Origin of the sequence: Halobellus limi (assembly GCF_004799685.1) — an archaeon.
In the GTDB taxonomy this organism is placed as follows: domain Archaea; phylum Halobacteriota; class Halobacteria; order Halobacteriales; family Haloferacaceae; genus Haloquadratum; species Haloquadratum limi.
Window position 1 is genome coordinate 1,922,122 of the sequence record NZ_CP031311.1, and the last position, 19,653, is coordinate 1,941,774.

Annotated in this window: 18 protein-coding genes; 10 read left to right on the plus strand and 8 right to left on the minus strand. The window is 65.8% G+C overall.

Annotated features, from left to right (window positions below; genetic code table 11):
• The first annotated feature begins 131 nt into the window (after positions 1-131).
• The 4 genes from DV707_RS09405 to DV707_RS09420 all read left to right on the plus strand — a co-directional run bounded on the left by DV707_RS09405 (position 132) and on the right by DV707_RS09420 (position 3,303).
• Positions 132-929 (plus strand): ABC transporter ATP-binding protein, encoded by a 798-nt coding sequence (locus DV707_RS09405; protein WP_103991949.1) that lies wholly within the window; start codon positions 132-134, stop codon positions 927-929.
• Between the two features lie 167 nt (positions 930-1,096).
• Positions 1,097-1,906, plus strand: coding sequence for an ABC transporter permease (locus tag DV707_RS09410; protein ID WP_103991948.1), 810 nt, complete (start codon positions 1,097-1,099; stop codon positions 1,904-1,906).
• A gap of 86 nt (positions 1,907-1,992) precedes the next feature.
• A complete protein-coding gene (locus tag DV707_RS09415) occupies positions 1,993-2,517 on the plus strand; it encodes a universal stress protein (protein ID WP_103991947.1) in 525 nt (174 codons plus the stop codon).
• A gap of 57 nt (positions 2,518-2,574) precedes the next feature.
• Complete coding sequence (locus tag DV707_RS09420) at positions 2,575-3,303, plus strand: SDR family NAD(P)-dependent oxidoreductase (protein WP_103991946.1); 729 nt, start codon at positions 2,575-2,577, stop codon at positions 3,301-3,303.
• A gap of 37 nt (positions 3,304-3,340) precedes the next feature.
• Here the strand turns inward: DV707_RS09420 and DV707_RS09425 are convergent, their stop codons facing one another.
• The 3 genes from DV707_RS09425 to DV707_RS09435 all read right to left on the minus strand — a co-directional run bounded on the left by DV707_RS09425 (position 3,341) and on the right by DV707_RS09435 (position 6,318).
• The gene (locus DV707_RS09425; RefSeq protein ID WP_103991945.1) at positions 3,341-4,249 is read right to left on the minus strand and encodes a DMT family transporter; all 909 of its coding nucleotides are present in this window, start codon (positions 4,247-4,249) and stop codon (positions 3,341-3,343) included.
• Positions 4,250-4,445: 196 nt separating this feature from the next.
• Positions 4,446-5,207, minus strand: coding sequence for an ABC transporter permease (locus DV707_RS09430; RefSeq protein WP_103991944.1), 762 nt, complete (start codon positions 5,205-5,207; stop codon positions 4,446-4,448).
• 25 nt (positions 5,208-5,232) lie between these two features.
• Complete coding sequence (locus tag DV707_RS09435; RefSeq protein ID WP_103991943.1) at positions 5,233-6,318, minus strand: ABC transporter substrate-binding protein; 1,086 nt, start codon at positions 6,316-6,318, stop codon at positions 5,233-5,235.
• Between the two features lie 237 nt (positions 6,319-6,555).
• On the opposite strand from DV707_RS09435, the gene DV707_RS09440 reads away from it, so the two are divergent.
• Together DV707_RS09440 and DV707_RS09445 are read left to right on the plus strand one after the other, a co-directional pair.
• A complete protein-coding gene (locus DV707_RS09440) occupies positions 6,556-7,362 on the plus strand; it encodes an ABC transporter ATP-binding protein (RefSeq protein ID WP_160113930.1) in 807 nt (268 codons plus the stop codon).
• 1 nt (position 7,363) lies between these two features.
• Positions 7,364-8,152 (plus strand): ABC transporter permease, encoded by a 789-nt coding sequence (locus DV707_RS09445; RefSeq protein ID WP_103991941.1) that lies wholly within the window; start codon positions 7,364-7,366, stop codon positions 8,150-8,152.
• Between the two features lie 465 nt (positions 8,153-8,617).
• Here the strand turns inward: DV707_RS09445 and DV707_RS09450 are convergent, their stop codons facing one another.
• Complete coding sequence (locus tag DV707_RS09450; protein WP_103991940.1) at positions 8,618-10,342, minus strand: thiamine pyrophosphate-requiring protein; 1,725 nt, start codon at positions 10,340-10,342, stop codon at positions 8,618-8,620.
• Between the two features lie 246 nt (positions 10,343-10,588).
• On the opposite strand from DV707_RS09450, the gene DV707_RS09455 reads away from it, so the two are divergent.
• Entirely contained in the window at positions 10,589-11,983 is a 1,395-nt protein-coding gene (locus tag DV707_RS09455) for an SLC13 family permease (protein ID WP_200820887.1), read from the plus strand.
• A gap of 135 nt (positions 11,984-12,118) precedes the next feature.
• Positions 12,119-13,795 carry an aldehyde ferredoxin oxidoreductase family protein gene (locus tag DV707_RS09460; protein ID WP_103991938.1) on the plus strand — a complete coding sequence of 559 codons (1,677 nt, stop codon included), beginning with the start codon at positions 12,119-12,121 and terminating at the stop codon, positions 13,793-13,795.
• A 144-nt stretch (positions 13,796-13,939) separates the two neighbouring features.
• On the opposite strand, the gene DV707_RS09465 is transcribed toward DV707_RS09460, so the two are convergent.
• Positions 13,940-14,983 (minus strand): VOC family protein, encoded by a 1,044-nt coding sequence (locus tag DV707_RS09465; RefSeq protein ID WP_103991937.1) that lies wholly within the window; start codon positions 14,981-14,983, stop codon positions 13,940-13,942.
• Between the two features lie 148 nt (positions 14,984-15,131).
• Between DV707_RS09465 and DV707_RS09470 the strand changes: the two genes are divergently transcribed.
• The gene (locus DV707_RS09470; RefSeq protein WP_103991936.1) at positions 15,132-16,076 is read left to right on the plus strand and encodes a VOC family protein; all 945 of its coding nucleotides are present in this window, start codon (positions 15,132-15,134) and stop codon (positions 16,074-16,076) included.
• Between the two features lie 28 nt (positions 16,077-16,104).
• Here DV707_RS09470 and DV707_RS09475 read toward each other — a convergent pair whose 3' ends face one another.
• Positions 16,105-16,887, minus strand: coding sequence for a 2-keto-4-pentenoate hydratase (locus tag DV707_RS09475; protein ID WP_103991935.1), 783 nt, complete (start codon positions 16,885-16,887; stop codon positions 16,105-16,107).
• Positions 16,888-17,039: 152 nt separating this feature from the next.
• Between DV707_RS09475 and DV707_RS09480 the strand changes: the two genes are divergently transcribed.
• Positions 17,040-17,426: a VOC family protein gene (locus tag DV707_RS09480; protein WP_103991934.1), complete on the plus strand. Its 387-nt coding sequence runs from the start codon at positions 17,040-17,042 to the stop codon at positions 17,424-17,426.
• A gap of 84 nt (positions 17,427-17,510) precedes the next feature.
• Here DV707_RS09480 and dmpG read toward each other — a convergent pair whose 3' ends face one another.
• Positions 17,511-18,563 carry a 4-hydroxy-2-oxovalerate aldolase gene (dmpG, locus tag DV707_RS09485; RefSeq protein ID WP_103991933.1) on the minus strand — a complete coding sequence of 351 codons (1,053 nt, stop codon included), beginning with the start codon at positions 18,561-18,563 and terminating at the stop codon, positions 17,511-17,513.
• Entirely contained in the window at positions 18,556-19,500 is a 945-nt protein-coding gene (locus DV707_RS09490) for an acetaldehyde dehydrogenase (acetylating) (RefSeq protein ID WP_103991932.1), read from the minus strand. The genes dmpG and DV707_RS09490 overlap by 8 nt, the downstream gene beginning before the upstream one ends.
• Between the last annotated feature and the right edge of the window lie 153 nt (positions 19,501-19,653).

Genomic DNA, 19,653 nt, shown 5'->3' on the forward strand with positions numbered 1-19,653 from the left:
GGGGTGGTGTCCCGTAGCAAACCTAAAGTACACCGAATATCTATAGGCGGTCACAGTTATGAACCGAAACGAGTCTCTCACAGTCCGAATCCGACCGTATTCGGAGATCGCGACGGACGGAGGTGGCCCGGATGGCGTCTGAGGTGCGACAGTCGGGGCAGACGGACGAGACGGCGGGGGTCGCCCACGGGACGTCCGCCGCCGGCGCGATCCACGTCAGGAACCTCACGAAGGTGTTCGACACCGAGGAGGGGACGGAGACGGTCTTCGAGGACGTGAGTTTCGACATCGAACCCGGATCGTTCGTGACGCTCATCGGGCGCTCCGGCAGCGGCAAGTCGACGATGCTGAACATCATCAGCGGCGTCCTCGAACCGACGGAGGGACGCGTCGAGTTCGAGGCGACGGAGGAAGGCGACGTGACGCTCGGACACGTGTTCCAGTCGCCCCGGCTGCTGCCCTGGAACACCTGCGTCGAGAACATCGAGTACGTCCACGAGGACAACCCCGACTACACCAGGGAACTGGCCGAGGAGTACCTCGACCTCGTCGGGCTCTCGAACCACTACGACAAGTACCCCTCACAGCTCTCCGGCGGACAGCGCCAGCGCGTCGGCATCACCCGGGCACTGAGCATCGATCCGGAGATCCTCGTCATGGACGAGCCGTTCAGCAACCTCGACGAGATCACCGCCGAGTCGCTCCGCGAGGAACTCATCGAGATCTGGCAGAAACTCGGGAAGACGGTGTTCTTCGTCACCCACGACATCACGGAGGCGATCGAACTCTCCGATCGGATCCTGATGCTGGGCAACGGAGAGATCTTCGACGATATGTCGATCGAACTCGATCGACCTCGCAACGTCGACTCCGAGGAGTTCCTGAAAGTACGACAGGACGCGATCGACCGGTTCCACGCGATCAAGTGAGTGGGTCGATGGAACGCAGCAATCCACACCCGTCTACGCAAAGAATTAAGTCTATAAGCGTAATCCCTGATCGTATGCGAGTGAGTGACCCACGAGTGTCTCGGGGACGTGTACCGGTTACCGGCAGCCGGGGACCGCCGGCGGTCGGGCCGGTGGAGTGAGAGCCGATGTCCACAAGCACCCGGTCGCTTCCGACGCCGCTCCGTTCGACGCTCGGAGACAAGTGGGCCGCTGCGCTCATCAGCGCCGCGCTCGGGCTCGCCGCCTGGTGGCTCGTCACGGTGGTCTTCCCGCGCGGGCTCTTCCCCGGGCCGATCGAGACGGTGAACGCCTCGGCGGAACTGCTCGCCTCCGGCATCGTCTGGACGCATATGGAGGCCACGTTCTTCCGGACGTTCCTCGGCTTCATCGGCGCCTTCTTCGTCGGCGGGGCGCTCGGCGTCGCGATGGGGATCAACAACTTCGGTGAGAACTTCTCGACGCCGATCATCATCATCGCGCTCTCGGTCCCCGGCATCGCGTGGGCCGCGATCACGACGATCATCTTCGGATTCGGCGTCGCGGCCCCGGTCGTCGCCACCGCCGTCACCGTGTTCCCGTACATCTCGCTCCGGATCTGGAAGGGGGTCGAGGACATCGATCCGAACCTCATTCGGATGAGCCGTTCGTTCGACATCTCGAAGACCCGCCTGCTCCGCCGGATGATCCTCCCGAGCATCGCCCCGGCGCTCTTCACCGCCGTCCGGTTCGGACTCGCGATCTCCTGGAAGATCGAGACGCAGGCTGAGATCTTCGCCTCGAACTCGGGCGTCGGCTACCGGGCGATCGAGGCGTTCTCGCGCTATCAGTACGACACCGCGATGGCGTGGGCCGCCGTGTTCGTCGTCATCGTGTTCCTCCTGGAGATGGCGGTGCTCCGCCCGCTCGAACGGAAGGTGTTCGCCTACCGGAAGGAGGCGGATTTCGGCGTTCTCTGATCCGCTCGGCGCCGCCCTGTCTCTTCCGTGGGCGTCGGTCTCACTCGGAGGGAGTATTATATACGTGGGTAGCGAACCCCTGGCGTATGTCCGTTCTCGCAGCAACCGACGGAACGACTGTCCCGGACCGCGTCGTCGAGGTGGCGGCCGATCTCGCAGCACAGTACGGAGAGGAGCTCGTCGTCGTACACGTGATCCCCGAGGACGTCTTCGAAGAGCAGCGGAAGTCCTCGGTCGAGAGCACCTCGGACCTCGCGCTCACGTTCGCCCCGGAGATAACCTACCGGGAACTCGGCGATCAGACGGGGACGCCGGGCGGAAGCGACGACCGGTACTCGCTCGAACACGCGCTCCGCGACGCGGCGGGCGTCGCGGAGGACGTGACAGAACGGACGGTCGACGACGTCGACGACGTCGAGGCGTCCTACCAGGGGCGCGTCGGCGACGTCACCGAGGAGATCCTGCAGGTGACAGACGAGACGGATCCGCGGTACCTCGTCGTCGGCGGGCGGAAGCGGACCCCCGTCGGTAAGGCCATCTTCGGAAGCGTCACGCAGTCGCTGCTGCTGGAGGCCGACCGGCCGGTCGTCACGGTGATGAGCGGGGAGTAACCCGGCGCCACCGAGCCGAACGGTTATCATCCCTCACGACAGACCACCGCATAGCAGATGAACGCTGAGAACACAGCCGTGGTGACAGGCGCGGCGACCGGCATCGGAGCGGCGATCACAGAGCGGCTCGCGGCGGACGGGTACCACGTCGTCGTGGCGGACGTCGCAGACGGGAGCGAGACGGTCGCTCGCGTCGAGGCGGCCGGCGGCAGCGCCGAGTTCCGCGAGGCCGACGTCACCGACGAGGACGCGATGCGATCGCTGTTCGAGGGCCTCGACCTGGACGTCCTCGTCAACAACGCGGCGTACTACGCGCCGCTCGTCACAGACAAGAAGCGGTTCGACGAGATCCCCTCCGAAGAGTGGGACACCGTCCTCGCGGTGAACGCGAAGGGGACGTTCCTCGCATCGAAACACGCGCTCGACGCGTTCGGCGACGGCGGGAGCATCGTGAACATCTCGTCGTCGGTCGTGACGATGGGCGTCCCGGGCTTTCTCCACTACGTCGCCTCGAAGGGGGCGGTGCTCGCGATGACGCGGGCGATGGCTGCCGAAGTCGGCGACATCGGCGTCCGCGTCAACGCCGTGATGCCGGGGTTCACCTGGTCGGAGGCCTCCCAGCAGGCGGGCGAGGAGTACCTGGAAGACTACGTCGGCGAACAGGACCTCGACCGGGTCGTCGAGCCCGAGGACATCGCGGGGGTCGTCGCCTTCCTCGCCAGCCCCGACAGCGGCGTGATGACCGGGCAGGCGATCAACGCGGATCCGGGGCTCTCGTACTACTGACGTTACTGACGTCGCGGGAACGTTTGCGCCGTCGACTTCAACTCAGAAGTGTCACGCCGATCGCGCCGGCGACGGCGACGAGCGCGCCGATCACCAGCCGCGGGGTGATCCGTTCGAGGTTGTCGCTCACGAAGAGGATCGAGAGGAAGATCACGACGAGCGGGCTCGACTGGACCAGCGGCACGACGAGCGACACCGGCTCCAACTCCAGCGCGCCGTAGTAGCCGAGGAGAAAGAGCGTGTTGGCGAGTCCCGCCCCGACCAGCCACGGGAGCTCGCGGCGCTCTACCTCCCGGAGGTCCGGAAGCCCCTGCGTCCACCACAGGTAGACGAGGAACCCGACGCCGGCGCTGACCGTCTTGACCGTCAGCCCGGTGAGGACCGCCGCCCCCTCCGCGAACCCGAGTTTGGCGAACGTCGGCTCGATCCCGTAGAAGAACGCCGCCGCGAACGGGAACGCGAGGCCGGCGTAGCCCGCACCGCCGTCCCCGGCGTCCGAACGCCCGTGCTCGTAGGTGATGATCGCGATTCCGAGGACGATGGCGACCATCGAGACCAGGTGGCCGCCAGTGACGACCTCACCGAGGACGACGACGGCGATGAGCGAGGCGTGCAGCGGCTGTGAGGCCTTGATGGGTTCGGCGCGGCTGGACCCGATCCGCTTGATCCCCTCGAAGTGCATCGCCCGCCCGACCATCGTTCCGAGCAGTCCCGCGGCGGTGAACGCCCCGAGAGAGCGGAGCGTCAGGTCCTGAATCGGCGAGCCGAGCAGGAACGCCGCCGGCACTAGCGCGAGGACGTTCACCACGAGAACGACGACCAGGGCGTCCGAGGAGTCGCTGGTGATCGTTCCGTAGCGGATCGACAGCGACTGTACCGCCAGCGCGAACGCGCCGAAGGCGGCCAGGAGGACGCCGAGCGAGAGGATCTCTCCGCCGGGGATCATCGCGTCGCTCCCGTTGCGGTTTCGATACGAACGCCGCTCGGAGCGTTGGGACTCTCGACGGGGCTGCGTTTCATCGGTAGCGACGTGGACGTGTTACGGTATAACAGTTGTCATTCGACGGACCGCGTCGAACCGAGTGGTTGGACGGGGCGTGACGAGAAGGTGAACGGTCGCCTCGACGCCGCCGCGCGAGTTGTCATCGCCACCGCATAATGCGGTGTTCTGCGGCGCGCAGCCCCTCTTGCCCGAGGATGATCAGGATCACGGGCACAACCACCCACCCGAGGAGGAGGTCGACCCGCTGCTGCTGGAACCAGTAGTTGACCATGTAGCCGACGCCGGACCCGGCCCCGAACACCTCGGCGATGAAGAGGACCTTCCAGGAGACGACGAGGCCCCAGTACATCGAGGGGAAGAGGTACTGGAGGACCTGCGGCAGGAGGATGTCGCGGTAGCGCTGGAGGCGACTCGCGCCGAAGAAATCGGCCATCTCCGTGATCTCGGGGTCGAGTTCCTGGGTGCCCTCCCACATGTTCAGGATCACGAACGGGACGCCGACGATCACGACCGTCAGGACGGGGACCCACTCGGAGATACCCAGCGCGATGATGAGAGCGAACGCGACCGCGATGGACGGGACCGAGAGCCCGAGGACGATCCACGCGCGCAGGAACGCCTCCGCCTCCTTGCGGAGGCCCATCGCCGTTCCGACGACGGTGCCGACGACGACCGAGATGGCGAACCCGGCCAGCAGCCGTCGGAACGTATCGAGGATGTTGCTCTGGTAGGTGCCGAACTGGGAGTCCGTGACCACCGTTTGGGTGGCCACGGCCAGTTCGACCAGGCCGGGAAGGACGTACGACGGATAGAACTGCGATCCCACCTGCCAGGCGATCAGAAGCACCGCCGCTACGGCCGCCTTCTTTTCGATATTTCGTTCTTGGATGTAAGAATACATAGGGAGTGTCGAGCCGTTGCGGACGTTACTGCGGGTTCCGGAGGACGTCGTCCTGCGACGGCATCTCTTCGAGGAAGTCGTAGCTGCTCATCAGTTCGACGAACTCCCAGGTGGCGTCGCGGTAGTCGTCGGTGGTGGTGTCGCGGAAGATCTGTCCGTCGCTGGCCCACTCGTCGACGACGTCCACCTTCGCCTGGTTGTCGATGGAGGCGGTCTCGCCGTACTCGTCGAGGATCGAGACGGTGTTCTCCCGCCAGTGTTCCGTGGCGCTCTGCCCGCCCCGGAGGAGCGCCGCGGCGGTCTCGGTGTTGTTCTCGTACCAGTCGGAGTAGCTCCACCACGAGGTGAGCGGCAGCGTGTAGCCCGTCCGCTCCCGCCACATCTCGTTCAGTTGCGTCAGCCGACGGTACGTGTCGGGATCGGACTCCATCGTGATCGTGAGCCCGCTCACGTTGATCACGCCGTCGATCTCCTCGTCCTGCAGGAGGCCGAGGAGGGCGGGCGGGGCAGCGGTCGTCGTCCCGAAGTCCTGTCGCAGTCGGAGCCCCGATTCCTCCGCGACGACCGCCTGGAACGCCTGGACCGTCGAGGAACCCCACGACCACACGCCGATGCGTTGGCCCTCCAGGTCACCGATCGACTCGTACTCGCTGCCGGCTCGGGTGTACAGCGCGTTGATGCTCTGGAGGCAGCCGTCCCAGCCGAACGTCACGAGGTCTTCCCCCTGGATGTAGTTGCCCATATAGGGGATCATCGAGACCATATTGACGTCGACTTCCCCGCTGGTCAGCGACTGCACCTGCGCGCTGAACGGGGCGTAATCGACCGTGAGGTCGATCCCCTCCGCCTCGAAGACGCCCGCGTCCGTCGCGGCCTCGTACATCGGGTAGTGAATCGTACCTTCCGGGAGCTGGATCCGAACCGACGTCAGATCGTCCCCCGCGGAGCCGGCAGTGGTCCCTTCGGACCCGCCGTCGCCGCTATCGCCGTCTCCGCTACCACCGCCGTCACCGCTGTCTCCGCCGTTACCGCCGCTGCTGCAACCGGCCAGTCCGGCGATTCCGACAGCACCCGATCCAGCGATAAACCGCCTTCTGCTAACACGATGCATAGTACTCCGAAATTTATCGAAGGTAATAAAATCACCGGGAAGATCGTGAATGATCGCGCGTTCGTCGACGGAGACCCGGGTTCGTCCCTCGTCAGCGTCGGGTCACCGACTCGCCGGCGTCGAGCCATAGAAAGATTATTATACACTCACAATCTTGTGCCAGGTGTTCACACGATCTATGTACCGACACGATCTCTGTGCCGATATTCTCTCGAGAAACGCCTCAGGAGGGGGGCGATGACCGCCGCCGAAGAGGAGGCGCCCGCCCGCGGGAACGGAGGGGGGTCGGAAGGGACCCTGGAACTCCGAGACATCGTCAAGACCTTCGAGAAACCCGGGCAGGGCCAGATTCTCGTCCTCGACGAGGTCGACCTCGACGTCGAGACCGGCGCGTTCATCTCTCTTCTCGGCCCCTCGGGCTGCGGAAAGACGACGTTGATGAACGTCGTTTCGGGGCTCATCGAACCGGACGGGGGAACGATGCGACGGGGCGGACGCGACGTCTCTCCGGACGACCTCTCGCTCGGGTACATCTTCCAGGAACCCCGGCTGCTCAACTGGAAGACCGTCGCCGGCAACATCGAGTTCGCGCTCGAAGCCAGGGACGTCCCGGAGGCCGAGTGGGACGAGCGGATCGAGCGCTACCTGGAGATGGTCAACCTGGGGGACGAGGGGGACAACTACCCGACCCGGCTCTCCGGCGGGATGAAACAGCGCGTCGCCATCGCCAGAGCGCTCGCGACCGAACCCGAGATCATGCTGATGGACGAACCGTTCAGCAGCCTCGATGAGATCACCGCCCGCGACCTCCGACAGGAGCTTCTGGACATCTGGAACCGCGAGGAGAAGACGATCCTGTTCGTCACCCACGACATCAACGAGGCGGTGTTCCTCTCCGATTACATCTACATGATGAACACCGACGGCGAGATGTTCGCCCGGCGGGACATCGACATCGACAGGCCGAGGCAGTACGACGATCCCGACATCGCACAGCGCGAGGCGGAACTGTACACGGAGTTCCACGAGCAAGTGGTGGACTGAGATGGACCGGCTGACACGGTACCTCTACACCGTCGCGTCGGTCATCACGCTCCTGGCGCTGTGGTACGTCGGCGGCGTCACGCTCCCCGAGGTCGTCCCCGGGCTGCCGGAGACGTACGCCGCGCTCGTCGTCGTGCTGACGACGCCGGGGCCGTACGATCACATGTTCTACTTCCACGTCTGGAAGACGATCCAGATGCTCTTCGCGTCGCTCGTCGTCTCGATGATCGCGGGGACGCTTCTGGGCGTCGCGCTCGGACGCAACGAGACGCTCGAGAGCACGCTCGCGACGTGGGTGTACGCCTGGCTCGCGATCCCCTCGCTGGTGATCGTGTTCCTCTCGGCGATCTGGATCGGGTTCGACGCCAGCAGCGGCTACTTCGCCATCCCGCTCGTGATCACGCCGTTCGTGGGCCTGAACATGTGGGAGGGCGCTCGCAACCTCGACGACGACCTCGCGGAGATGGCGGAGTTCTTCGGGGCGGGGCGCGTCCAGACGTTCACCGACATCGTCATCCCACAGCTCGCGCCGTTCCTGTTCGCCAGCTTCCGCTCGGCGCTCTCGATCGGGTGGAAGATCACCCTGCTCGTCGAGGCGTTCCTGCTCACCCGCGGCGTCGGGTTCATGTTCCGGCGGTACTTCGACCAGTACGACCTCCCGACGATGATGAGTTGGCTCATCATCTTCGTGGTGTTCCTGATCGTCGTCGAGTACGGCGTGCTCGCGCCGCTGCACGAGCGCGTGATGGAGTGGCGGCCGGACGCCGAGGGGGTGCGAGTGACGGAGTGAATCGACCGCCGGCCCGCCGAAGTATCGAGGCGGTTTCGGGAGCCCAGAACGGCCCCTCCGTCCCAATCAGCGGCGCTTCTTCCAGTCGCAACACGATCGACCTCATCGAGCGCCGGGAGCACTGCCGTACTGAATTTTGCCAGAGAAAATTCCCGTAGAATACGTTTTCAAATTGAGAACACACGATAGGGAGTCTCTCACAAATAGACGTTCCAAACGCGGTCGCAAACAGCGGTACATCTGTTATTTCACCGACCAATACTGACAGGGAATATACGCTGAACGCGCGTTTCCGCCTCTATCTGTCGAATCTTCCCCACGAGCGGCGGATCAATCTTTCCGACGTCATCGGGATCGCTTTCCGATTTCTGTTCTGAGATAGAAAATTCTCTCAGTTCGTAGTTTTCTTTACGTCCTCATCGGAGACGGACCGCGACGGGTCCGACGACGACTCCCGACCGGCGTTCACCCCTCGACATCGAGCCTGACGTCGAGGACGGCATCCTGCCCGCCATCGACCGCCGCGACCGCCTCCGAGAGGGCTTCGTCCAGCGAGTCGAGGTCGTCGACGCGCCGGGCGTGGGCGTCGCCGATCGTCGCGACCCGCGAGAGGTCGACCGTCTCGCCGTAATCGCCCTCGGGGACCCCCTGTGCGGCCGCCGCTCCCGTCTCGTGTTGTTTCCGCGTCGCCCGGCGGACGGCCTCCCAGCCCTCGTTGTGGTAGATAACGCTGAGCGTCGGCGCGTTCGCGTTGTCCGCCGCGAGGACGCTCGCGGCGGGGTTGCTGAAGAGGTAGCCGCCGTCGCCGAGCAGGGAGATCACGCGGTGGTCGGGCGCGGCGAGTTTCGCGCCGATCCCGGCGGGCACGGCCCAGCCGAGCCCCGCGCCGCCCCGCCAGAAGAACGACCCCGGCTCGGACAGCGGGATCTGCTCTAGGGCGGGCACCCGGTTCGTCGTCGCGCCCTGCAGGACGACCGTCTCCTCGTCGACGTGGTCGCCGATCGCATCCGAGAGCACCGCCGCGTCGAGCCGACCTGCCGCCCGCGACTCCTCGACGCGCCTCTCGGCCGCCGCGCGCTGTTCGGCGTGCATCTCCCGCCAGAACGTCCCGTCGCCGCCGCCCGCGGTACCGACGCGTTCGGCCAGTCGCCGGAGCGCGGCGGCCGGATCGGTCATCAGGGTCGTATCGATCTCGAACGGCCACTTCGGGTAGGCGGCCTTCGAGGGCTCCGTGTCGATCTGGACCACGTCGAGGTCGTCCGGAACCGTGGTCTTCGAGGGCACCCAGGGAACGTCGGACTCGAGGACCACCAGGAGGTCGGCCTCCCGTACCGGATCGGTGGGGTCGAAGCCGACGTGGAGGTCGTGGTCCCGCGGGAAACACAGTTCGTGCGGGACGTGTTCGACGACGCCGGCTCCGACGGTCTCCGCGAACCCGACGAGGGCGTCGAGGTCGGGGTCGCCCATCGGCCCGGCCCCGCTGCTCGTGACGACGAGCGGCCGCGCCGCGTCTTCGAGGCGCGCGACGACATCGTCGAGCGCGTGGTCGTCGGGGCCGGCGGGTCGTGCCCGTCGGACGGGTCGGACGTCACCGGGTTCGGTCGGTGAGGGGGTTTCGAGCGCCTCCCGGGTCGCCGTGAGGTAGACCGGCCCCGACGGCGTCGAGGCGGCGCGTTCGAGGCCGCGCCTGACCGTCTCGTTCGGATCGGCGGGCACCCGGTACTCCTCGGTCCAGCGGCAGTACTCCTCGACGATCGACGTCTGGTCGAAGACGTCCTGGGCGTAGTGGACCGGGTTGTCCCGCGAGCCCGGGTACCCGGCGTCAGACACCGGCGAGAGTCCCGCAATCACGAACACCGGAGCGTTCGCGCGGTGGGCGTTGTGCATCGCCGCGCCGAGGTTCTGCGTCCCGACGTCGACGTGGACCAGGACGGCCTGCGGATCGCCGGTCCGGACCGCGTAGCCGTGTGCGGCCGACAGCGCGACGAACTCGTGCGGACAGACCACGAACTCGGGGAGGCGGTCGTCGCCGCCGGATTCCCGGAGGCGAGCGGCGGCCTCGATGAGCGGGGTGTGGTCGGTGCCGAAGTTCGAGAAGACGTACTCGACCCCGCTTTCGGCGAGGGATCTGAGCATCGACTCCGCGACGGTCCGTTCGTCCGCGCCGGTCGAATCGTCGATCGGCGTCATCGTTCGAGTGGGCCCTGCGAGGTGGTGGGCGACCGCTTCCTGTCACCGAGAGACATATTCGAAGGAGAACGATAGACGACATAAATTTATGCACCCACGCGGACCCCCGGCCGGGTCTCCTCGGGGCGGTCGCCCACTCTCGAATCCACGAGACGGCCCCCGGATCCGAATCTATATACGACTGATGGTCGAGAACGCAGGTATGTGGGTCCCGAGACACGAAGGGGGACGCAGTGGCGTACGATGATGCGGTCTTCCAGGTCGTGGGCCCCGAGTCCCGCAGCCCTCTCGATTCCGGTGGCGATTCTCGCCGCGGCGGCCGTCCGGATCGCGGCGCCCTTCGCGCCGGCGGGGGCGACGATGCTTTCGATCACGACCCTCTGTATCGTCCTCTGGGTCGGGAACGTCGTCCCGCCCGCCTACACGGGCGTGCTCTGTCTGGGACTCGTCGGCCTCGCGTTCTCGCTCGACCTCGCGCTCGCCGGGTTCAGTTCGCCGGCGACGTGGCTGATCGCGTTCGGGCTGGTGATGGGCGAGGCGACGCGCCGGAGCGGGCTCGCGGAGTGGGCCGGCCGCTGGGTCATCCACCGCGTCACGCTCGACTCCCCGTCTGCGGCTCCGAGGCGGACGTACCGACGGCTGCTGTTCGGGCTCTCCGCCGCGGGGCTGCTTCTCGTGTTAGTGATCCCGGTCGGCATCGTTCGCGTGCTCGTGCTCGCCCCGGTCGTCCTCGAAGTCGGCGAGCGGTTCGACTCTCGGCGGGTTAAGCTCGGGCTGTTCTTCGGACCGATCCTGACCACGTACCTCGGGACGTTCGCCGTCCTCACCGGCGGCTCGCCGAACATCATCGTTCTCGGCGTCCTCGAATCGGTCGCGGGGACGTCGATTCCCTGGACCGAGTGGTTCGTCCTGATGTTTCCCGTGATGGGCGTCGGCCGACTGTTTCTCGTCGTCGGCGTCGTGTACGCGATGTACCGGCCGCCGGCGGCGGTGGAGATGGAGGAGACCGCGAGCGGGTTGCGGTCGATGACGGGGGACGAACGACGGATGCTCGGGTTCCTCGCCGCCGGCGTCGCGGTGTGGGTGACGGACGTCTTCCACGGTTTCCACCCGGTCTACGGCGCGCTCTTGGTGGTCGTCCTCGTGTTCCTGCCGCGCGTCGGTATCGCGGACTTCGAGGAGACCGTCGGCGAGGTCGACTTCTCGATCCTCTTTTTCGTCGCCGCCGTCCTGGCGATCGGCGAGGGGCTGACGCGGACGAACGTCGCCGCCGCGCTCGCCGAGGGGGCGTTGACGGTCGTCCCGACGGACGCCTCGACCTCGGTCGTGCTCGCGATCGTGTTCCTCGCGACCGTCGCGCTGATGGTCGTGATGGGCGGCCTCGCGGCCGTGAGCGTCGCGACGCCGATCGTCGTCGCGCTCGCCGCGGACACGGGGATCCCGTTGGTCCCGGTCGTGCTGGCGTCGACGGCCGCGCTGGGCGTCCCGTTCTTCCCGTACCAGTCCGCCGTACTTGTCGTCATCCTGGCGTTCGACATCGTCGACGCCCGGGAACTGATCCGCGTCGCCTCCGTCGTCGCGGTCGCGACGGTTCTGGTGCTGATGCCGCTCCAACTGGGGATTCTCTCGGTCGCGTTCTGATCGCTCTCGAATAGCCCTCTGATCGTTCTCTCGAATAGCTCTCTGATCGTTCTCCCGAATTCCCTCCGCTATCAGCTCCGAGCGGGAAGGGTCGACTGCGACGGATTTTTGTATTCGCTTGCGTATCTATGTACGATGCTACACGCCAACGGTTCGCTGCTGACGGTCGACGTGGGCGACCGGACCGCGGAGACGACGAACATCGACGACGAGCTCGAGGAGTTCGTCGGCGGACGGGGCGTCTCGACGAAGCTCGCGCACGATCGGATCCCCTTCGACGCCGACCCGCTCGGCCCGGAGAACCGTGTGTACCTCGCCTCGGGCCCCCTTCAGCAGTCCTCGATGAGTTTCACCGGTCGGATGAACATGACCGGCCTCTCGCCGCTGACGGACGGACTGCTCTCTTCGAACGCCGGCGGGTACCTCTCGCGGAACTTCGTCGGCACCGGCCACTCCGTCGTCGAGGTCGCCGGCGAGAGCGACGAACTCCTCGCCGTCCACGTCACCGACGAGGGCGTCGAGTTCGAGGAGGTGCCGGAACTGGCCGGCGCGACCGTCCCCGAGGTGACAGAGGAGATGAACGAGCGCTACGGCCTGGAGGCGGAGAACCTCGTCACGATCGGCCCCGCGGGCGAGAACGAGGTCCGGTTCGCGGCGGCGATGACCTACGACGAACGGGCGTTCGGCCGCGGCGGCCTCGGGGCGATCCTCGGCTCGAAGAACGTCAAGTGTCTCACCTTCGAGGGCGACTCCGCTCCCGACGTCGACCTGCCGAACGAGGACGTGCACATGGACGTCCACCGGCAAGCGGCCACGAGCGACGACATCTTCCGTCGACAGGGGACGACCCACCTCGTGCAGGTCCTCAACGACAACTTCTCGCTGCCGACGCGGTACTTCTCGGAGATGTCCTTCGAGCACGCCGAGAAGATCAACGGCGACCGCGTCGAGGAGAAGAAGTACAAGAAGGCGGCCTGTTCGGTCTGTGCGTTCGCCTGTAAGCTCCCGACCCGCGACGAGGAGCGCGGCGTGGAGACGGAGGGCCCCGAGTTCGAGACCGTGATGTCCTTCGGCAGCAACTCCGGCGTCGGCGACATCGTCGACATCATGAAGTCCAACGGCCTCTGTGACGATCTCGGGATGGACACCATCTCCTGTGGGAACACCATCGCCGCCTACCTCGCGAGCGAGGACGAGTTCGGCAACGTCGAGTTGATCCACGAACTCATCGAGAAGATCGCCCGCCGCGAGGGCGTCGGCGACAAACTCGCCGAGGGCATCGACCGCATCCACGAGGACCTCGACGTCGAGAACTGGACCGTGAAGGGGATGGACTTCGCCGCCCACGACGGCCGCGTCGTCCACGGGCAGGGCCTCTCCTACGCGGTGGCGAACCGCGGCGCCGACCACATGTACTCGACGCTGATGATCCCGGAGTACAACGACGTCATCCCCGCCGAGGGAACGGCCGGAAAGGCCGACTTCCTGATCGATCACGAGAACCGCAACGCGGTCCGCGACTGTGCGGTGCTCTGTCAGTTCGGCCTCGGTCGCGTCATCGAGGAGGAGGTCTTCGAGGCCCTCTTCGAGGAGGACTACGAGGACATCCTCGCGATCGGGGATCGAATCGTGAACCTCGAACGGCACTTCAGCAACCAGCGCGGCCGGGACGCCGCCGACGATCGACTCCCCTACGACCTGCCGGACCTCGACTCCTCGATTCAGGAGTACTACGAGGCCCGCGGGTGGACCGACGACGGGATCGTCCCCGGCGACCTCGTCGCGGACTTCGCCCAGGCCGCCGGCGACTGAACGCCCAGGCCGCCGGCGACTGAACCGCCTCGACGCTCTCGTCGCGATCGTGCGATCCCGTTTTGCTGTGCCGCGGAGCCTCCGCACCGGTTCGGAGAGTCAAAGGGGTGTCGCCGGTGGAAGGTCCGTCTCTCGACCCGTCGTTTAGTCGGCGTTCTCGGGGTCCTGTGACTTGTATCGGTCGCGGATGTGGTGTGCGCCCTCGTCGGACCAGTCGGTCTCGTCGGTCGGCACGTAGTCGTACTGTCGCCGGGCGTGCTGGCCGGCCTTGCCGCCCCACCAGACGAAGCTGTCCGATCCGTCCTCGGCGGTCCAGGTGACCGTCTCCCACTCCGGATCGAAGATGAGGTAGCCGCCGGCGAAGATCTCGATTTTGTTCCCCGACGGCTCGACGTAGTAGTTGAAGTGAGCCTGACTGACACCGTGGCGGGCGGGGCCGCCGACGAACTCGATGCCGCGCTCTCTGAGGAGGTCGGCGGCGCGTTCGAGTTCGCCGCGGTAGCCGCCGTCCATATAGTAGGCGACGTGATCGATCTTGTCGACGACGTTCGCGTCCGGCGGCGGGGCGACGAACGCGATCTCGTGGACCAGCGGGCTCACACTGAGCCACGCGCCGGCCTGGTTCCCGTCGGGGTCCAGCCCCTCCTCGCGGAGGTCGAACCCGAGGACGCTCTCGAAGAAGTCGACGCACTCGGGGACGTTGCTCACGTTGAAGTTCACGTGATCGATGCGGCGGAAGCCGGCACCGCGCTCGGGCTTGCGCGCGGGCTGATTCTTCAACCGGGGCTTGTTCTCCGGAGCAACCGTGTCGAACGCGCGGTCGACGTCGTAGACCAACTCCATGTACTCCGGCGTGGCCCCCGGATAGTCGAACTTGAGCGCTCGCCCCTGTCCGGGTTCGGCGCCCTCCTCGATCCACTCGGTGTCGTACCCGGCCGCCTCGATCCGCTCTTCGAACTCCTCGAAGTCCTCCTCGTCTTCCAGCATCCAGGCCACGTGTTTGCAGCCCCAGGTGTCGCCGTCGCGGAGGATGAGCGTGTAGTCCTGCCAGTCGCCGAAGGCCGCCAGATAGTACGCGTCGTCCTCCTCGTGGCGGACGTACATCCCCATCGTGTCGCGGAAGTGCTCCAGCGACGCTTCGAGATCCGGACAGTACAGTTCTGCGTGTGCAAGAGTTGCAATACCCATATGACTGGATCGATGATTACATTATTTATTTGTTACGCTGGTTTCGAGCGTTTGAGAAACAGATACAATTATTTTCCGAGTAGATATCGTGGCCACGAACTTACCCGTCTTAGAAAAATGTATATAATAGAACCTCCAACCGTTTCGTATGGCAGAACTTGCCAAACTCGGACACATAGCCTTCGAGACGCCCGATCTCGAGGAGTCGCTTTGGTTCTTCCGGGATCTGATGGGCATGAAGGTCGTCGAGCGCGACGACGACACCGCGTATCTCTGTGCGCTCCGAGACTACGAGCACCACACGATGAGCCTCACGGAGGGTGAGAGAGGCGCGGTCGATCACATCGGATTCCGCGCCAAAAACCCCGAGTCCGTCGAGGAGTACTACGACCGGTTCGAGGAACTCGGTCGGGACGTCTGGTGGACCGAGGACGGACACGAGGCCGGCATCGGCGACTCGATCATGTTCGAGTCGGAGTCCGGACACCGCTTCGAGATCTACTACGAGATGGAGAAGCCGGACATCGACGGCGAGCAGCGCTCGAACATCCCGATGCGTCGGTACAGCCCCGAGTACGCGAACCGAGTGTACCCCCAGCGCATCGACCACACGCACGTGCAGGACGGCAACCCCGAGGCGACCTCCCGGCTCTTCGAGGAGGAGTTCGGAATGGGTCTCAACGAGGTCTTCAAATCCGAGGACGGCACGACGTGGGGCTGGTGGCACGCGACGACGCCGCTGCCGCACGACATCGCCGTCCATAGACTCGAAGAGGACGCGACCGAGTTCCACCACATCGCCTACCACCTCGATCACCTCCAGGACCTCTGGGACGCCGCCGACATCCTCTCGGAGAACAACGTCGAGATCGACGGCGGCCCGGGCAAGCACGCCATCACGAACGCGAACTACCTCTACGTGAACGACCCCGCCAGCGGCATCCGACTCGAACTGTTCGCCGGCCCCGGCTACCTCAACTTCGAACCCGACTGGGAGACGGTCGTCTGGCAGGAGGACATCGGCTCCGAGTCCGATCACCAGTGGTTCGGGACGCAGTACAGCCTCGGCGGCATCCCGTACACGGACCGTTAGGATCGTCGGCGGAACACCCTTCTTTCCGCTACTCCTCGGCAAGTCGGGCGTTGACCGTCCCGATCGAGGTGAACTCGACGGAGACGACGTCGCCGGGCGCGAGATCGACCGCGGGCGTCAGCGACCCGCTCAGGACGACGTGCCCCGCTTCGATCCGCTCGTCGAGGTCCGACAGCGTGTTCGCGAGCCACGCGACCGACCGCGCGGGGTGATCGAGGACCGCCGCGCCGACGCCGGAGGATTCGAGCGTGCCGTTCTTGTAGAGTTTGACGCCCTCCAGAGAGAGGTCGGTGTCGGCGAGACTCGTCTGCTCGCCGGCGACGTACAGCGCCGAGGAGGCGTTGTCGGCGATGGTGTCTTCGATTCGGATGTCCCAGTCGCGGACGCGGCTGTCGATGACCTCGACGACGGGGAGCACAGAGCCCGTCGCGTCGAGGACGTCGAGGTACGTCACCGGCGGGTCGAGCGGTTCCTCTATGATAAAGCCGATCTCGGGTTCGATCCGCGGGGCGATCAGGTCCTCGCCGGGAATCTCTCTCCCCTCGACGAACATCGTGTCCAGCAGCCGGCCGTAGTCGGGTTCGTCGACGCCGAGTTGCTCCTGGATTCCATCACTTGTAAGTCCGATCTTGTGGCCGACGATCTCCGCGCCGTCGTCGAGGCGGCGGTCGATGAAGCGCGTCTGGATGTCGTAGGCGTCCGCCATCGTCAGGTCGTGCTCGGCGGTGAGCCGATCGATCGGTTCCTGCGTCCGCAGCGCGTCGTAGAGCGCGTCGGCCAATTCCTCGCGCGTGTCGTCTGAGACTGCCATAGGCTCGCTACCGCCGGAGGCGTCAAATAGGTTGGTGATCCGGTCGGTTCCGAGGAGTGGGTGGCCAAGAGCGAACCGGGTCGCCGGTTCGGCGGTGCCGTCGGCGACGCAGATCCCGGGCTTTTATGCGAGATTACCACCGAAGCTCCGGTATGGACGTGATCCACAGCGCGATCTGGGTGTCGGACGTCGAGCAGACCCTCGACTTCTACGTCGGAGAACTCGGATTAGAGAAGACGAACGACTTCGTCGGCGGCGACGACGCCCGGAACGTCTACGTGCGCGGCGAGAGCGAGACGGAGATCCAGTTCAAGCACAAGCCCGACCACGACCTCGGAGAGCCCACGACCCGGCGGTTCGACCACCTGGCGCTGGAGGTCGACGACACCGACGCGCTGGTCGAACGCCTCACTGAGGAGACCGAGAGCGAACTCCTCCGCGGTCCCCTCGACTCGACCGGCGTGAGCGCGCGGATCGCCTTCGTCACCGACCCTGACGGCCACGTGATCGAGCTGATCGAACCGCGCGAAGACCTCTGATACGGCGGCGCCGGGGATCGAATCGAAACACCGAGTCAAAAACGCGAACGGCGGGAACCGAATTCTGCGGACGGAAATGGCCGATCAGTCGTCGTCGGAGGCGGCTTCCGCGGCCGCGCCGGACTCCTTCTCCTCGGCGAGCCGCGAGGCGACGTCGGTGATCAGGTCCTCCTGCCCGCCGACGACCTCCATCTCGCCGAGTTCGACCAGGATCTCGCGGGGGTCGATGTCGTACTTCTCGCCGGCGCGCCGGGTGTGCCGGAGGAACGAGGAGTAGACGCCGGCGTAGCCGAGCATCAGCGAGTCGTTGTCGAGTTCGGGCATCTCGTCGTCGTCGATCATCGGCACGAGGACGTCCTCGGCGGCGTCCATCACGCCGAAGAAGTCGGGGTTGATGTCGTAGCCGGCCTTCTCTAAGACGCCGACGAGCACCTCGATCTGCGCGTTGCCCGACCCGGCACCGAGGCCGCGGAGGCAGCCGTCGGTCGTCACCGCGCCCTCTTCGAGCGCGGCGAGCGTGTTGCCGATGCCGAGACCGAGGTTGTTGTGCGCGTGAAAGCCCACGTCGATCGAGAGCTCGTCGACGAGCGGGCGGATTCGGTCGCGGACGTCGTTCGGCAGCAGCGCGCCCGCGGAGTCCATCAGGTAGACGGCGTCGGCGCCGTACTCCTCCATCAGTTTCGCCTCCTTCAGAATCCGCTCGGGCTCGGCCATGTGCGAGAGCATCAGCAGGCCGTTCGCCTCCAGACCGCGGTCTTTCACCTTCTCGAAGTGGTCCTCGGAGATGTCCGCCTCGGTGACGTGCGTCGCGATCCGGCAGATGTCCGCCCCGCGGTCGATGGCCATGTCCAGTTCCTCGACCGTGCCGATGCCCGGGAGCAGGAGTACCGAGAGCTCCGTGTCCGTGAGTTCGGGGACGACGGCGTCGAGGTACTCCTCGGTCGTGGCCGCGGAGAAGCCGTAGTTGATCGACGAGCCGCCCATCCCGTCGCCGTGGGAGACCTCGACGACGTCCATCTCCGCGGCGTCGAGCGCGGCCGCGACGTCGGCCATCTCCGCGGGCGTGAACTGGTGGTCGACGGCGTGCATCCCGTCGCGGAGCGTCATGTCGACCAGCCGGACGTCCGCGTCAGTCATCGCTGACACCCCCGATGGCGTCGGCGTCGACCGCGTGCTGTGCCACCCGTTCGGCCGCTCCGAGTGCTGCGCTTGTCATAATGTCTAGGTTGCCCGCGTACGGCGGGAGGTGCTGGCCCTCCCCCTCGACTTCGAGCATCGTCGTGAGGATGATCTTGTCTTCGAGGTCGAACGCGACCTCGTCTTGGTCCTTCACGGTCGGTTCGAGCGTGACGTCGTAGCCGGGGACGTACTCGCGAACCTCCGATTCGATCCGCGAGACGGAGTCTTTGACCTCGTCGACGTCCGTCTCCTCGTGGACCATCGTGTAGACGGTGTTCCGCATCATAATCGGCGGCTCCGCCGGGTTCAGCGTGATGATCGCCTTCCCCTCGTCGGCGCCGCCGACCTCCTCGAGGCCGGCCGCCGTCGTCTGCGTGAACTTGTCGATGTTCTGTCTGGTCCCCGGACCGGCGCTCTTCGAGGCGATGTGCGAGAGCATCTCCGCGTATTCGACGTCCGCGACGCGGTCGACCGCGTGGACGAGCGGGATCGTCGCCTGCCCGCCGCAGGTGACCATATTGATGTTCTCGTGGCCGCTCTCGACGACGTCGTCGACGTTGACGACCGGGACGGTGTAGGGGCCGATCGCCGCCGGCGTGAGGTCGACCGCGAAAATGCCGAGGTCCTCGTAGACCGGCGCGTGCTGTTCGTGGATGCCCGCGCTGGTGGCCTCGAAGACGACGTCGATCTCGTCGGCGTACTCCTTCACGCTGTCGATGCCGTCGGTGCCGACGCCGACTCCCTCGTCGACGGCGGCCTGGAGCCCCTCGCTCTCCTCAACCGGGAAGATGCCGATCATCCGCCGGAGGTCGATCTCCTCCCCCCTGTCGAGTATCTTGTACATCAGGTCGGTTCCGATGTTACCCGGACCGACGATCGCCGCATCTAACGACATACGTTCGGGTACGAATCTATCGTACTAATAACTTCGCTTGGCGCCGGTGGGACGCACCGGGTTCCGGCGGCTGACGGAACCGAAAGACGGGGGAGCGAAGTCGGAACCGACGATCCCGGCGAGGTCGGACGACAGCCGCGGGGAGTCGTCGGG

What these genes read in the sequence shown, in the direction of transcription:
- DV707_RS09420 (WP_103991946.1), top strand. Translation starts at nt 2,575, where the DNA reads ATGAACGCTGAGAACACAGCCGTGGTGACAGGCGCGGCGACCGGCATC.
- DV707_RS09425 (WP_103991945.1), bottom strand. Translation starts at nt 4,249, where the DNA reads ATGATCCCCGGCGGAGAGATCCTCTCGCTCGGCGTCCTCCTGGCCGCC.
- DV707_RS09460 (WP_103991938.1), top strand. Translation starts at nt 12,119, where the DNA reads ATGCTACACGCCAACGGTTCGCTGCTGACGGTCGACGTGGGCGACCGG.
- DV707_RS09415 (WP_103991947.1), top strand. Translation starts at nt 1,993, where the DNA reads ATGTCCGTTCTCGCAGCAACCGACGGAACGACTGTCCCGGACCGCGTC.
- DV707_RS09445 (WP_103991941.1), top strand. Translation starts at nt 7,364, where the DNA reads ATGGACCGGCTGACACGGTACCTCTACACCGTCGCGTCGGTCATCACG.
- DV707_RS09410 (WP_103991948.1), top strand. Translation starts at nt 1,097, where the DNA reads ATGTCCACAAGCACCCGGTCGCTTCCGACGCCGCTCCGTTCGACGCTC.
- DV707_RS09470 (WP_103991936.1), top strand. Translation starts at nt 15,132, where the DNA reads ATGGCAGAACTTGCCAAACTCGGACACATAGCCTTCGAGACGCCCGAT.
- DV707_RS09455 (WP_200820887.1), top strand. Translation starts at nt 10,589, where the DNA reads ATGCGGTCTTCCAGGTCGTGGGCCCCGAGTCCCGCAGCCCTCTCGATT.
- DV707_RS09465 (WP_103991937.1), bottom strand. Translation starts at nt 14,983, where the DNA reads ATGGGTATTGCAACTCTTGCACACGCAGAACTGTACTGTCCGGATCTC.
- DV707_RS09490 (WP_103991932.1), bottom strand. Translation starts at nt 19,500, where the DNA reads ATGTCGTTAGATGCGGCGATCGTCGGTCCGGGTAACATCGGAACCGAC.
- DV707_RS09440 (WP_160113930.1), top strand. Translation starts at nt 6,556, where the DNA reads ATGACCGCCGCCGAAGAGGAGGCGCCCGCCCGCGGGAACGGAGGGGGG.
- DV707_RS09480 (WP_103991934.1), top strand. Translation starts at nt 17,040, where the DNA reads ATGGACGTGATCCACAGCGCGATCTGGGTGTCGGACGTCGAGCAGACC.
- dmpG (WP_103991933.1), bottom strand. Translation starts at nt 18,563, where the DNA reads ATGACTGACGCGGACGTCCGGCTGGTCGACATGACGCTCCGCGACGGG.
- DV707_RS09450 (WP_103991940.1), bottom strand. Translation starts at nt 10,342, where the DNA reads ATGACGCCGATCGACGATTCGACCGGCGCGGACGAACGGACCGTCGCG.
- DV707_RS09435 (WP_103991943.1), bottom strand. Translation starts at nt 6,318, where the DNA reads ATGCATCGTGTTAGCAGAAGGCGGTTTATCGCTGGATCGGGTGCTGTC.
- DV707_RS09405 (WP_103991949.1), top strand. Translation starts at nt 132, where the DNA reads ATGGCGTCTGAGGTGCGACAGTCGGGGCAGACGGACGAGACGGCGGGG.
- DV707_RS09475 (WP_103991935.1), bottom strand. Translation starts at nt 16,887, where the DNA reads ATGGCAGTCTCAGACGACACGCGCGAGGAATTGGCCGACGCGCTCTAC.
- DV707_RS09430 (WP_103991944.1), bottom strand. Translation starts at nt 5,207, where the DNA reads ATGTATTCTTACATCCAAGAACGAAATATCGAAAAGAAGGCGGCCGTA.